Source organism: Paenibacillus sp. FSL M8-0212 (genome assembly GCF_038004645.1).
In the GTDB taxonomy this organism is placed as follows: domain Bacteria; phylum Bacillota; class Bacilli; order Paenibacillales; family Paenibacillaceae; genus Paenibacillus.
This window is the reverse complement of record NZ_JBBORP010000001.1, coordinates 1,276,901-1,291,303: the sequence shown is the minus strand read 5'-3', so window position 1 is coordinate 1,291,303 and position 14,403 is coordinate 1,276,901. Positions and strand designations below refer to the sequence as shown.

The window sequence follows — 14,403 nt, the reverse complement described above, 5'->3', positions numbered from 1 at the left end:
GAAAGGTGATTCTGCTATGGCGATTTCTGTCGTGAAAGGCCAGAAGAGTGATCTGACCAAAACCAATCCGGGCTTGTCCCGTCTAACGGTAGGCATTGGTTGGGAGGCAGCCTCGGGTGTAGAGCTGGACACATCAGCATTCCTTCTGGGTTCAGACAATAAAGTGGCTGGAGATGAGGATTTTATCTTTTATAATCAGCCCTCTACCTCGTTCATCACGTATATGGATGGTGGACAGATTGGTGGCGAGAAGAAACAATTCGCCATTGATCTTGGCAAAATCCCTGCCCGAATTGAGAAAATCGCCTTTAGCCTGACGATTCATGACGGTGAAGCACGACGCCATCATTTTGGACAGGTTCAGCATGGTTTTCTACGGTTTGCCAATGCAGCTACAGGTCAGGAAGTAATGAGATATGATCTGGGAAGCGGTTTTACAGTGGAGACCGCGATTGTCATCGGTGAATTGTATCGTCATAACGGAGAATGGAAGTTCAATGCAATAGGGTCGGGTTTTGCAGGTGGTTTGAATGCACTCTGCGCTAACTTTGGTGTGGATGTGGATGGTGGATCAGACCCTGCAACAACGACTTCAACCGTTCCTCCGACAGCTGTACCGACTCCGCCACCCTCGGCACCCGCACCAGAGCCGACGCCTGCTCCTGTGAATTCGATCAATTTCAACAAAATTGAATTGAAGAAGAAGGGTGACACCATTAACCTCAAGAAAAATGCGGGGGGACTTGGTGAAATCCTGATTAACCTCAACTGGAATCAACAGGGTAGCAAAGGGTTATTTGGTCGCAGCAAGAGTGTGGATCTGGACTTGGGCTGCCTGTTCGAGATGAAAGATGGTACACGAGATGTGATTCAGGCCTTGGGACAGACGTTTGGTTCACTCAACCGTTTCCCTTATATTGCCCTGGATGGGGATGACCGGACGGGATCGGTTAAGACGGGAGAGAATCTGCGGATTAATGGTGCCCGTATCTCGGAAATTGAGCGCATCTTGGTATTCACCTATATTTATGGTGGTGTGGCCAACTGGTCTCAAGTAGACGGTGTGGTAACCATTCAGCAGAAGGACGGTCCCGATATCATTGTTCGAATGAATGAATACGGGAGCCCGCTTGGCATGTGTGGCATCGCGATGTTACGCAATGTGAACAATGAGACATTCAGTATTGAACGAATCGTGCAGTTCTATAATGGGCATCAGGCGTTGGACGAGGCTCATGATTGGGGAATGCAGTGGGTTGCGGGAAGAAAGTAATCATTTGTATTTTATTCAATATATAAACGCTGTATCGGTCAGCACCATTGCAAGGATACTGTTGACCAACGTTATCCTCGATAATAGACCATCAATCCCTCCAGATTAGGAGGGATTGGTTTTTATGCCCCGACAGCTGGAATCAACTATTGCAGATTGGCTATTGCCAAAGGTGCGAGGAGGAGACACCCCTGAAATATTTTAACTTTTTGAGTCTGGAAGAAGAAGATACTTTATTTTTCTCTTCACCCGTCTCGTTCAATCACCGGACTTCCAAAGATCTACTGGCATATGCTGTTGGGGCTGCTTTATATATGCCCGCGACGCGCACACATATCGCGGACGACATTATGAATGGTAAACATGAAGGTCTGACGACCATTATTATTGATCTGGAGGACGCTGTGGGTGACGACCAAGTAGAGTTTGCCGAGCAGTGTCTGGTACAGCATCTAACTCAACTGATGACTTATATGGAGACAGGTATGCTGAGTCAGGATCAAATGCCTCTTCTGTTTGCTCGTGTACGTTCACCACAACAGTTGGAACGTCTCATTGATACGTTGGGAGAATTGGTATCCATGCTAACAGGCGTGGCTTTGCCTAAGTTTTGTGTGGGCAATGGAAGAGCCTATTTTGACCAAATCCGCAAGTATAATCAACGGAAACCGGATCATTATCCCGTTCTCTATGGAATGCCTATATTGGAAACGGCTTCAATTATATATCGGGAGACACGTTGGGAGACCTTACTGGGCCTTCGAAACATCCTCGATGAAAATGTTGAATATGTGCTCAATGTACGCATAGGTGCGACCGATTTCTCCAGCTTGTTTGGACTACGCCGAAGCCCGGAATTGACCATATACGATATCGCCACGATCCGTGACTGCATCTCGGATATTATCAATCTGTTTGGACGGATGGACAAGCCGTATGTGATCTCAGGTCCTGTGTGGGAATATTTCAGTCAGCGGGAGCGCGTGTTCAAACCTCAATTACGACAGACTCCATTCGAAGAAACCCTGGGCAAATCAGGGCTACATCTGAGAATGAAATATATTACGAACACAATGGATGGATTGATGCGTGAAGTCATGATGGACAAGGAAAATGGAATTGTAGGCAAAACGATCATTCATCCTTCTCATATTAAGCCTGTACAAGCGATGTACGTTGTTACACATGAGGAATATTCCGATGCACAAGACATCATCGCCCGTAATGATGGTAGCCTGGGTGTGTTCAAAAGTAATTACTATAACAAAATGAATGAGATTAAACCACACTTGAGCTGGGCGAATCGAATTCTTATCCGATCACAAATATATGGGGTGTTACATGAACAGCAGCATTTTGTCGGGCTCTTGCCCAAGCATGAGCAACAACACAACTACGTTCCCAATTCTTGATCAATTCAGTCTAAACGTTCAGGTTACACATAACCCGCTGCAACTTCCACTAGAATCTCTATTTTCCATGGCTGCACGAATCAATAAGAAACGTTCATTTCTGTTTGTAAGCAGACTGCTGGGGAAGCACATCCCGGTTAACCCGTATACCTCGCTTCTGAGTGGCGCGGCATTGGCTATTCTGTTATATGAGCACCTGACTGAAAAGACGGAAGAGATCAAAGATCAAATCACCGAGTGGAAACGGGAAATGGTCGAAGGTTTGATTGATCCCAAGCGAGCTCGGCAAGTGTACGGCATGTTGTTGCAAGAGAAATTGAGTTTGCCGGAAACGATTCGTTTTGTTGGTTTTGCGGAGACAGCAACAGCGCTGGGCCACAGCATGTACGAGATGTTTGCTGATCAAGCTTCCTATATTCACACCACTCGCGAATATGTTCCAGCGATGCATCCAGATATTCAATTTGAAGAAGAACATTCCCATGCGATGGCTCATCGTTGTTACGCGTTGGATCATGAAGCCTTTGCAGGAGAGGGTCCGATTGTTCTGGTGGACGACGAGATTACGACGGGCAAAACGACGTTGAATATCATTCGGGATATTCAGGTTAGATACCCCCGGAAGCAGTATGTGATTGCTTCGCTGTTGGACTGGCGTACGGAAGCGGACGAGAATCGATTTGCCGAGTTGGAAGCTGAATTGGGAATTACCATTACACCGTTAAGCCTGTTGAAGGGCCGTATTGAAGTGGTGGGTACTCCACAGTTGGAAGCAACACAGCAAGATGAGCAGCTATCCTATCCTGCCGTGACGATTCAGACCTCTACCGTTGCAGATGCCTTCCATCAGCTGCACGCTACTTCCGAGGATGGTGAAGGTAAACGTAGCACAGCGAGCTACGTCCAGCATACGGGCAGGTTTGGTATACAATCTCGTCATAATGGCGTATTGCGTCAGGAGATTAGCCGGATTGCAGAACGACTTCAGTCGCAGTGTAAGGGAGAACGGACGTTGGTGATGGGAACAGGGGAGTTCATGTACATTCCAATGCGTATTGCTGCCGAGATGGGAGAAGGCGTGTTGTATCAATCGACTACCCGCAGTCCAATCCATACACATCCGGCTCCAGGATATGCTGTTCGTAGTGGTGCCGGATATGCCTCACCGGAAGACGCATCCGTTCGTAACTTTATCTATAACATCGCCCCGGGACAATATGATGAGATTTTTGTTCTGCTGGAGAGACAGATGTCCGAAGAACGAATGGAACCGATGGTGAAGGCACTGGAGCAGTTGGGATGCGGACACATTCATATTGTGTATTGCGGCTTGCCAGAGAAGACAGGGGACAACGAGCAATGAACTTAACTACACTGGAGCTAATCAGACAACGTGAGATTCAGTCTCCCGAACCGATGGGCAGTTATGCTGCATCGGACGTTGTTTTCTTACTGAAGGATATCAGCCATGTGGATCTGGAAAAGGGAACGGGTGAACGGGAGCAAGCGATCCAATCCGGGGTTCATTATTCGGAGATGCTACCCGTGGAATATCAGCCCACAAAAGAATACATCGAGCTGTTCCATCAGACGCTGGAACAATCCGCTGCAAGAATCGCTCGTCATACCGCCATTGTGGCTGAGAAGATTGTAGAGCGCAGGGGACTTAATCTGGTGCTGGTATCTCTGGCTCGAGCCGGAACGCCTATAGGCATCCTGATCAAGCGTTATATTGAATTGAAATACAAAGTGACGATTCCGCATTATAGCATTTCAATTATTCGTGGCAAGGGTATGGACGAGAACGCAATTTTATATATTTTACAGCAGCATGGGCTGGAAACAGCCATTCAGTTTGTAGACGGTTGGACAGGCAAAGGGGCTATTCGCAAAGTGCTGAAAGAGTCCTGTGACCAAATGGAACGGACTTATGGTGTAAGTCTTGATGATGATCTTGCTGTATTGGCCGATCCGGGTCAATGCTCAGGCACCTTTGGGACAAGGGAAGATTATCTTATTCCTAGTGCTTGTCTGAATTCCACGGTATCGGGACTGGTGAGCCGTACCGTACTACGCGATGATCTGATCGGGCCGGCAGATTTTCACGGAGCCAAATGGTATCGTGAATGGTCTTCTGCGGATGTGTCGACCCAATACGTGGATACTATTGCTCAGCATTTTCCGCAAATGATGGACCAAGTGGAGATTCGCTCGGACGACAATGCTACCGATACTTCGGAAATCACCTGGAAAGGCTGGCAGGATATCGAGGCCATCCAGCAATCTTTTGGCATTACGAACATTAATCTGATCAAACCTGGAATCGGAGAAACAACCCGGGTGTTACTGCGCCGTGTCCCTTGGAAGATTCTTGTGGACCGTCTGGATAATCCGGATTTGCAACATATTATGATGCTCGCCAGAGACAGAAATGTGCCGGTTGAGGTATATCCCGGACTAACCTATTCCTGTTGCGGCATTATTCAATTCCTGGGAGGTGGAGGAGAATGATGATCTACGCAAGTGATCTGGACCAGACGCTGGTGTACTCCCGTCGTGCGCTCCGTATTCCCGAAGATACACCGGGACTTGTTCCCGCAGAGTGGATTAACGGCAAGTTGTCCGCTTTTATGTCAGCATATGCACTGGAGCGGTTGCAGTCTTTGCCACAAGACATTGTATTTATGCCTGTGACGACACGTACCGTGGAGCAGTACCGGCGCATTCATATTTTTCAGACCGAATGTATTCCGAAATATGCGGTGACGAGTAATGGTGGCAACATCATTGTTGACGGTCAGGTAGACGATGAATGGAACCTGCATATTCGTTCTTTGCTTCGTCAGCAGGCAGCTACTCCTGAAGAGATCCTGGATTTGTTTGACGATGTACTGAGCCCGGAATGGGTGATTAATCAGCGATTGTGTGATGAGCTGTTCTTTGCATTGCTGATCGAACGTGACAAGCTTCCTATGGAGCGCATTACGGACAAGATTCGGGTGTTAGAGACGCTTGGATGGGAGAGTTCGATTCAGGGTCGGAAGCTCTATCTGGTGCCTTCGGCCGTGAACAAACGAGCTGCAGTGGAGCACATTAGGCAACGCATTGGCGATGTGCCTGTAATTGCTTCGGGCGATTCCTTGCTGGATCGCTGTTTGCTGGACTTTGCGCAGCATGCCATTGCTCCATCTCACGGAGAGCTGCATGTGGAGAGACAGCGTGCACCTGAGCTGGTGCCGTATCAATTTACGAAACAATTCGGTGCTTTTGCAGCAGATGAGATTCTCGATTACGTCCACCGTATTCATAACGATCAACAGACCCAGATAGACCATGCCGAGATAAGGGAGACCGTATAAATGAAAAAAATGAAGATTTACTTCAACCGTTGGTTCTCTGTAACGTATCATTATATGAATGCAATTCGGGACAATGAGGACGGCATGGAATTTGAGATCTACGGTACTCATCCTGATCCGGGACACATGGCATTACAGGGCTGTGATGTTGCAGAAGTTGAACCGCGTGTAACGGGCCGGGAATATGTTGATTTTTGCCTCGACTTTTGCCGTCGTCATCAGATTGATGTGTTTATTCCACGCTGGAACATGCTGGACATCAGCAGACATATCTCCCTGTTCGAAGAGATCGGTACACGGGTTATCGTATGCTCGGACACGGAATTGTTGGAACAATTGATGGAGAAAGACCGCTTCTATGAATCGGTGCGTGAGAAGGGCATTATGGAGATTCCGGATTATTTCACGGTCAGTAATGCTGCACAATTCCAGCAGGCCTATGAGGCGTTGCGTGCACGTGGACATGATGTATGCTTCAAACCATGTAATGGTGAGGGCGGCATGGGATTCCGGGTGATCAACAATGAGCGTGATCCTTTGCAGGAGTTGTTCGGATATGCGCTTAACTCCATTTCGTATGAAGATGCCCTGCGCGCTTTCTCTTCTGCTCCGTCCTTTCCCAACGTCATGGTGATGGAGGTACTGGAAGGATATGAATACAGCATTGATTGTCTTTCGGACCGCAATGGGAAACTATTAACGGCTATTCCGCGTAGAAAAGAAAGAGGACGTTTGCGTTTGCTTGAAGAAAACGAGGAATTGCTGGCGATTGCCCGCAATGTGGCAGAGGTATATCGGATTCCTTATAATTTTAATATACAGATGAAATATCGCAAGGATACACCGAAGCTGCTGGAGATCAATCCGCGTATGTCGGGTGGGTTGCACATGTCCTGTCTGTCGGGCGTGAACTTCCCGTATCTGGCGGTCAAGTCTGCACTTGGCCATGATATTGGACCACTTCATCCGAAGTTTGGCATACTGGGAAGTCATATCGAACAGCCATTTATAATCGACGTTCAGAAGGTAAGCGGAGTACACCACGTCTAGCTGAGAATTTTCCTCAACATTGACACCTTCTGGATGGTTTTTTTACAATACGGATGAGAGGTTATTCAAAAAGTCCATCTTCTCGGTACTGAAAATCAGACTTTTTGAATATGCACTTTATGTGTTGTTAAGGCAGGAGGACAAGTAATGTTACGGAAAACGAAGATAGGTATAGGCGCATTGGTCGGTTATGGTCTCGCGGCAATCTCGAGTCCTTTTCTACCGGATGTCATCACGTGGGCAATTCCGGCACTGGCAACTGTGGTCGGGGGATTGATTCCTTCACGTTCCACACCACGCACACAGGTGGATGGTTCGTCATCTGCCCCTGTACCAATCACAGATATCGGGAATGAACCATCTCGCTTGAATGGGGGACAAGCGTCGAGCGCAGTGCCAACAGGGGCAAGAGATGCTTCTCCAGCACAGCCCCATTCGAGTTCTACTCCCGCACAACATGCGGGCTCAGAACAAGCGAAGTCTTCCCGGACTGAACCAGATCCTGTATTTGATCCGGTGATTGAATACCTGGAAGTTCTGGAGGACATGATCATCTCCGAAGGTCAGAAGAACGAGCTTGATAATGAGATCGTGGAGAAATCATTGGCGTTGTTTGCCCGTTTGCAGCGTGTGATTCCTTCCCTTCAGGAGCTAAACAACGGGGATATCAACCATACGGTGCGCAGACTGATTTTGAAAGACCTGAACGGTTTTATTAATCCATTTCTGCGTTTAAGCGGAGAAGCCAAACGCAATAATCGGCGTATGCTGCTGAATGGTCTTCGCGACGTAGATTCCAAGATATCGGATATTGTATCAACGATTGAACATAAAGACTTAATGGAGCTTCAGAACAAAGCGGAACTAATACATCAACGGTATAATAGCTCTGAATTATAGGAGGGATTGGCATGGCAACGGAATGGGCTCAGTTGAAGCAGGAAGATGAGCAACGGATTAACCAGGAAGCAACGCAGCTTATTCAGAAAGTGTCCCAAAGTGATCCGGCTCACCTGGATACCTTAATGGATGATATCGGCAAGTTGGGCGTGAAAACACAAGAGAGAGCAGGACAGACCCTCAAGCTGCTTGATCGTCCAGTCAATGAACTGATGTCCGGGAATCGGGCAGAGGTATCCAACATGATCCTGAAGCTCCGTGATGAATGTGAGAGTTTGCAGCAGAGTAAAAATGTGAGTTTTGTCGGGAAGTTGTTACGTAAAAGCCCGCTGAAAAACTATGTATACCGTTATCAATCCGTTCGCACGAACATTGATGCCATCATTAACGGGTTGCGGGACGGCAAGGACAACCTGGAAGAAAGCATCGTGAATATGCGCCAATTGAAACGTTCTTCCATTCAGGAGATCTACAATCTGCAGACCAAAATTTCCTTCGGTAATCAATTGAAAGCATTGTTTGAAACCGAGATCGCCAAGCCTGAGAACGAGAATCGCAAAGCACATCTGGAGCGTGGGTTGCGCAAAGTGGTAACACGTACCCAATCCATGACAGAGATGATCATGCTTTACAATCAGGCAATCGCAGCTACCGACATCATTAATGATAACAATGACAAGCTGATTGATTCCGTTAATAACGCTATTGATAAAACAGCGAATCTGATCACCGTTTCGGCCATGATTGCTATGGCTCTTAATGATCAGGAGAAGGTCATTTCCGCTGTGGAAGCTACGAATAAGACGATTGAAGATCAATTCAAGGAGAACGCCAGATTGTTGAAGACAACAACAGAGAAAACGAATGAACTGTTGTCCAAACCGGCTATGTCCCTTGAAGCGGTCAATCAAGCGATGGGTGATCTGATGTCTGCGCTGGATCTGTCCGAGCAGTCCAATCGCCGGATCATCGAGAGCTGTAACGACTATACCAACAAGATGACAACACTTAACGCCAAAATGAGTGATCGATTGGGTCTGGAAGGGCCGAAGGCTGCTGCCATTCCGGAGAAAAACAAACCGGATTCCAGCGCATTAGGATCTTTCTTGGATTAGGGTAATAGGGTAAGACTCGCTGTATATCGTATCAAGATTGCTACATGTATTTATTTTTTACGAGGGACGCTGAGTGCGTCTCTTTGTTTCATTTATTTGATAGAATATAGCTAAAATCTGGGGTTGTGCGAAGGAGCTTGCTGAACATGCTGGACTTTTCATTTGAGATTATTGATGAGACCAAGATTAATATTCAATACAAATATGGCAGTGAGTTCTTTAACTTTAACCTGTATTATGCGAACGGGAATTGGACACTACATCCTTTTGACGGCATACTGATCCAAAATCGTGAAATGTGCAGTCTGATTGTATCGGAGCTGCTCCGTAACAAAGATTTTCATGTCATGTTGGCCAAAGAGAAAATTATCCTATCACAATTGCGCACCAGTGTTAACCTCCAGTCCAATGAGCCGGATGAATGGGTAGCAGATCGAAGAAATACAGATTATTCCAATCATGATGATGAGTTGATGGATTACATAGGGAACCACAGTTTCGAAGACATATTACAGCTTGAGCAAGAACAGATTGAGGCCAGAGTGCAGTTCTTCCAACAGATTATTCAGAGAATGTTTATGGAGGGACTTGGACCTGAGGATGCTGATTTTATCAAAGTTCAGGCCGTGATTCGGATATATAAGGAGACGTACGATCGCCTGGGCGAGTTGAATGATGACTACCGGGGTGACCGTGGAGGCAGAAGATGGTAGGAAGTAAACTTGAAAAAAAGGTTCATCAGCCATAGGCAGATGAACCTTTGTGTTCTTCTGATACTCAAGGGAGATGAATGGTTTGGATATGATCGGTATGCATAATTAAAGAAGTCCCATCCGCTTCTACCAACGCAAGCAAGTGGCTGTCTGCATTTTTCAATAACCCTGCTCGGTAAGGCTTGCAACCGAGGTTGAGTACAACAAGTTCACCTATCATTTTATGAAGTTGCTGATCGAGTGTACGGGAGAGTGACATGGACGAAGGTTGCATAGGGAAATGTTGCTTACTAAGGGAGTAGGGTGTGCTGTTAGTAGGGGAAGGAATAATATACTTCAGATGATTAATGGAAACATAGATAGAATGATATAACGGAGAGTAGAACATGAAGTAGTCATTCATAATATTTGTAATATAACCATGCAATGTTTTCCCTCCGATGGAGATTTCACTGAAACGTCCACGGGCGTTCATCAGCATTTTGCGGTAAGAGATGTTGGTGTGATCCATCTCGGGGTCAGGTGTTGGCACAATCATACTTGAATCATCTGCTGTGCCGACATGCATGGATTGAACATGATGAAGTGGAATATAGACAAATCGCTGGTTTCCGTAGACTACAATCAGATCCTGGCCTACATCAATGATCTCACCCTGGATCGGTAGTTTACAGCCAGATAGCTCCAATTCGACGGATTTACCCAGCCAATGCGTAAGAAGTTCCACAGTATTCCTCCTCTCAATAGAGAATAGATGTCCAAATATATAGTGAAATTAGGCTAACAATTAGACTGATTGGTATCACAATAAAGGTAACTTTCATATACTGTTTCCAGGAGATTCGAATATGATGGGTCTTTAATATATACATCCAAATTAACGTTGCCAAGGTGCCAATAGGCGTCAGCAAGGCTCCGATATCACTTCCCAGAATGTTCGCAAGATATGCAAGATGCAGTTGAGATTCACTTAGTGGAAGATCTGTAACAGCAAAGGTCCCAATCATGACGGAGGGCAAATTATTGAATAGATTGGAAAGCAGAGTGAGCATTAACCCCGACACAGCAATGATGCTGGCATTTCCTCCTTCTATTATAGGTTTCATCCACTGAATGATCCAAGCGGTCATGCCTGCGCGGTGAAGACTATCCACAATAACATAAATGCTGAAGGCAAAGAGTAGAATGTGCCAAGGCGTTTGTGTTATCACATCTTTGAGTCCAGTCCGGGTGCGATACCAACGCACAGCGAGCATGAGAATAACACCAGTGATTGCAACTACCTCCATGCGTATACCGACTTGCTCAGCTAGAAAATATCCTGCACGGATAAATACAACGATACCTATACAGACACGGAACAGCCACCAGTCTACTTTATTCTCGGATTCAGTTGTCTGCAGCGGATGATATCCTGAACCTGATGAAGACTGCAGGGATATAGGGAAATGATGAATAACTTTGGGAATACTTCTGCGAAAATAATAGAACAGCAGTACAGTCATCACCATGATCGCAAGCATGGATGGCACAAACATCATCTGAGTATAAGTATTCAGATTTAAGCCAACCATTTGCAGAGCAATCAGATTAGCCAGATTACTAAGTCCAATTGGCGCACTGGAAGCCGTAGCGATTAGAGCACCGGAGATCAGGTAGGGTAACTGTTGATGCATTTTCAGACGAAGGATAGAACAGATTCGAATAATGATCGGAGTTGTGATCAGAATACTGCCATCATTGTTGAAGAAGATGGTCATGAGAAAACAAAGTAATAGAATTAGCCAGAACAATCGAAAGCCGGAACCTCTCGCTTTCTCAATCATATTCAAAGCGATCCAGCGAAAAAAACCGATGCTATCTAAAATAATCGACATGACAATGGTAGAGAGAATCGTTACGGCTGCACCAGATACGATCCCGAAGATTCCAACAATGTGAGCATAGCTGCTCACTCCAGTTAAAATAAGAAGAAGGGCGCCAAGCGAGGTGGGTATAGATTCATTCAATCCGCCAGGACGCCACATCAGGAAAATGACAGTGATGATAAAGACCCCGAAGGTTAACCACAACTGGTAGTCAGGCATTTACTGTGATTCACCTCCCAGGGGGAGAAGTCCTGACGAAGCCTGAAGCAGATGTTCATGGGATGGAGTGGGCCTTCCGGGTGCAACGATCCAGTAAAAAGGCACACCAATCAAGACTAATGCGACGAAGATCAACATGATGATTCCCCCCTTTAAGCTGGTAAATAACTTAGTTGTCAGTTTATTTCAGTTACTTCTTTTTACCGCCGGATTTGTTGCCACGGGATTGATTGCCTTGGCAACTTTGGCAACCTTGATTGCCTCGCGACTTGTTGCCACCTGATTTATTGCCTTGGGATTGGTTGCCTTGAACTCGTTGCCCCTGAGAACGATTGCCTTGATTGCTCCGCGACTTGTTGCCGCCGGACTTATTACCCTGGGATTGGTTCCCTTGAGAACGGTTGCCTTGAGCCGCCTGATTCCCTTGGGCTGCTTGGTTGCCTTGACTTGTATTATTACTGTTGTTGTTGTTGTTGTTCCCACCACCACGTACGAGGGATACAGATTTCACATGTTGCATCGGAATACGAACAATCTCCTGATTTTTCAAAGTCATAATCAATTGGTTCTGGTTGGCATCGGCCAGGATGCCTTCCACTTTTTCAGGTCCTCCCCGGTTAATCTGAACACGGCGGAAGCGGAGTGCTTGCATAACGCCCAGAAACGTGTTGGAAGGAATAGGATTCCCCATGGCTGCATTTCGGTTACCACCGGAACGGCCTGTATCTGTTATGCTTTTTACATGTGATTCATTAACGTAGACAATCCCTTCTTTGCAGTTCATCGCCATGTAGTCCCAGCGTACGTCCGTAAGTGTACCTTGTACTGAATCAGGTCCTCCCCGGTTAATCTTAATCTCTCTTCCCAACAAACTTCTCATTCCTTGACCATTCATAGACATTGTGTTTGACCCCTTCCATGATATAAGTTCAGATGGACAAAAATGGTGGATGTAATTATGATCCCTTCCATTCGTCATTCGTGTCTGTCTGTAGTTTAAGCATATGTGACATGCCTCTTGGAGGGACTAGCCAGTCAACTATATTTATACTATTTTGGCTATAATCTATTAGAATTTATGTATATTTATAGATTAATAACTCGATTATTCCGCATAATGACAAGTGAATTTGAATGTGATATGTATCAGCACTGTGCATTCGCCCGTACGACTTTCTGTGCATCTGCATAGGATGATGTAAGAGCCTACGGGCGAATCTTACAGGTATTCGAAAGGCGGATGGAAATGGCTCTACCTGTCTACCATATCAGCTTGTCTCCAACCGAATATCAACAGTTAACGTCCAATATATGGTCAGAGACGTTTGTGAACAGCACGATGCAGATGGACGGCAAGCCGTTTCCGATCCGGCTTCGATACCGGGGAGGACATACACGCGGTTATCCCAAAAAATCATTTGAGGTTCGTACATCCAGCCGTACGTATCATTTTAATGCGGAGTATGATGATCCTTCGTTGCTTCGCAATGCACTTTCTTTTCGTTTTTTTGAGTCGATTCGTGTACCCGCACCGTCTACACAACACTGCGTACTCTATCTGAACGGGCAGCTTTTGGGTGTATACCTGCGGATTGAAGGGGTGAAATCCTTCTTTTTTCGTCAAAGGAAAATCCCTGTACGCAGTATCTTCTATGCGGTGAATGATCATGCTGGTTTTACGATAAATTCGGATACCTCTTCAACAAGTACGGATATATTGTCCGGTTACAGCTTAATTCGGGGCAAAAATGTGGATCGCACAAGGTTGCGTAACTTTATTCAGCAGTTGAACACCAAGTCCAGGCTGGAATTGTTTCGTTTTTTACAGTCGAGGGTGGATACGGACAATTATTTACGCTGGTTAAGTGGAGCTGTGCTCACAGGGAACTTTGATGGATTTCATCAGAATTACACATGGTATGAGAAAATCAAAAGTGGGAAATACGGTATCCTGCCTTGGGATTATGAGGGTACTTGGGGGAGAAACTGTTATGGAACACGAGTTGACCCCAATCTTGTTCGTATTCAGGGGTATAACAGACTTACCGGACGATTGCTGGCATTCCGCAGTTTCCGTCAACAATATAAGAAGCTGATGCGCCAGCATCTGATGAATGCTTTTACAGAGAAGCGAATTATGCCTCTAGTCCATCTATTGCACAATGAGATTCGTGAAGATGTCTACAAAGACCCTTACATGAAATGGCCCATGGATGTATTTGCAGGTGAACCGGAAAGAATTCGCGAATATGTGGTGAAACGTCGGGAGCATCTAAGTGAAAAACTACGTCAGCTGTAAGCACTTAACTAGCTTGGGGAAGGGAGACCTTCCTTTTTTTACTGCCAAAATGAAGAGAAGTTTATTGTATTGGGAAAAGTAGGGTAATAAGAATAGAAGCGGCATTGTAAAATACGCTATAATAACCATATGTGTACATAGAAATGATTACATATTGGACGCTGTGGAGAAAACAACATGTCTAATGGAGGCTCT

General features: G+C 45.9%; 14 protein-coding genes. 10 read left to right on the top strand and 4 right to left on the bottom strand.

Features of this window, described 5'->3' with window-relative positions:
• Positions 1-16 precede the first annotated feature (16 nt).
• The 9 genes from MKX68_RS05855 (at position 17) to MKX68_RS05815 (ending at position 9,822) form a co-directional block, all read left to right on the top strand.
• The gene (locus MKX68_RS05855) at positions 17-1,273 is read left to right on the top strand and encodes a TerD family protein (RefSeq protein ID WP_340909905.1); all 1,257 of its coding nucleotides are present in this window, start codon (positions 17-19) and stop codon (positions 1,271-1,273) included.
• A 209-nt stretch (positions 1,274-1,482) separates the two neighbouring features.
• Entirely contained in the window at positions 1,483-2,685 is a 1,203-nt protein-coding gene (locus MKX68_RS05850; protein ID WP_051449850.1) for an HpcH/HpaI aldolase/citrate lyase family protein, read from the top strand.
• Complete coding sequence (locus tag MKX68_RS05845; RefSeq protein WP_340909903.1) at positions 2,615-4,048, top strand: phosphoribosyltransferase family protein; 1,434 nt, start codon at positions 2,615-2,617, stop codon at positions 4,046-4,048. Before MKX68_RS05850 ends, MKX68_RS05845 begins: the two co-directional genes overlap by 71 nt.
• Positions 4,045-5,196 carry a cysteine protease StiP family protein gene (locus tag MKX68_RS05840; RefSeq protein WP_340019394.1) on the top strand — a complete coding sequence of 384 codons (1,152 nt, stop codon included), beginning with the start codon at positions 4,045-4,047 and terminating at the stop codon, positions 5,194-5,196. The genes MKX68_RS05845 and MKX68_RS05840 overlap by 4 nt, the downstream gene beginning before the upstream one ends.
• Positions 5,196-6,044, top strand: coding sequence for a hydrolase (locus MKX68_RS05835; RefSeq protein ID WP_340020446.1), 849 nt, complete (start codon positions 5,196-5,198; stop codon positions 6,042-6,044). Before MKX68_RS05840 ends, MKX68_RS05835 begins: the two co-directional genes overlap by 1 nt.
• A complete protein-coding gene (locus MKX68_RS05830; RefSeq protein ID WP_124117250.1) occupies positions 6,045-7,094 on the top strand; it encodes an ATP-grasp domain-containing protein in 1,050 nt (349 codons plus the stop codon). It begins immediately after the preceding gene.
• A gap of 147 nt (positions 7,095-7,241) precedes the next feature.
• Positions 7,242-7,994 carry a hypothetical protein gene (locus MKX68_RS05825; protein WP_340019395.1) on the top strand — a complete coding sequence of 251 codons (753 nt, stop codon included), beginning with the start codon at positions 7,242-7,244 and terminating at the stop codon, positions 7,992-7,994.
• 11 nt (positions 7,995-8,005) lie between these two features.
• Complete coding sequence (locus MKX68_RS05820; protein WP_036606281.1) at positions 8,006-9,109, top strand: toxic anion resistance protein; 1,104 nt, start codon at positions 8,006-8,008, stop codon at positions 9,107-9,109.
• A 146-nt stretch (positions 9,110-9,255) separates the two neighbouring features.
• Positions 9,256-9,822, top strand: coding sequence for a hypothetical protein (locus MKX68_RS05815; protein ID WP_340909898.1), 567 nt, complete (start codon positions 9,256-9,258; stop codon positions 9,820-9,822).
• A 64-nt stretch (positions 9,823-9,886) separates the two neighbouring features.
• On the opposite strand, the gene MKX68_RS05810 is transcribed toward MKX68_RS05815, so the two are convergent.
• From MKX68_RS05810 to MKX68_RS05795, 4 genes are read right to left on the bottom strand one after another with little or no spacing between them, the layout of a single operon-like run.
• Positions 9,887-10,549 (bottom strand): DUF2642 domain-containing protein, encoded by a 663-nt coding sequence (locus tag MKX68_RS05810; protein ID WP_338591410.1) that lies wholly within the window; start codon positions 10,547-10,549, stop codon positions 9,887-9,889.
• Between the two features lie 13 nt (positions 10,550-10,562).
• Positions 10,563-11,909: an arsenic transporter gene (locus tag MKX68_RS05805; protein ID WP_253505941.1), complete on the bottom strand. Its 1,347-nt coding sequence runs from the start codon at positions 11,907-11,909 to the stop codon at positions 10,563-10,565.
• Positions 11,910-12,047 (bottom strand): hypothetical protein, encoded by a 138-nt coding sequence (locus MKX68_RS05800; RefSeq protein WP_161799422.1) that lies wholly within the window; start codon positions 12,045-12,047, stop codon positions 11,910-11,912.
• A gap of 52 nt (positions 12,048-12,099) precedes the next feature.
• On the bottom strand, positions 12,100-12,789 hold the full coding sequence (locus MKX68_RS05795) for a hypothetical protein (RefSeq protein ID WP_340909895.1): 690 nt from the start codon (positions 12,787-12,789) through the stop codon (positions 12,100-12,102).
• A gap of 366 nt (positions 12,790-13,155) precedes the next feature.
• Here MKX68_RS05795 and MKX68_RS05790 point away from each other — a divergent pair, with 366 nt between their 5' ends.
• A complete protein-coding gene (locus MKX68_RS05790) occupies positions 13,156-14,208 on the top strand; it encodes a CotH kinase family protein (protein ID WP_340909893.1) in 1,053 nt (350 codons plus the stop codon).
• The last annotated feature ends 195 nt before the right edge of the window (positions 14,209-14,403 follow it).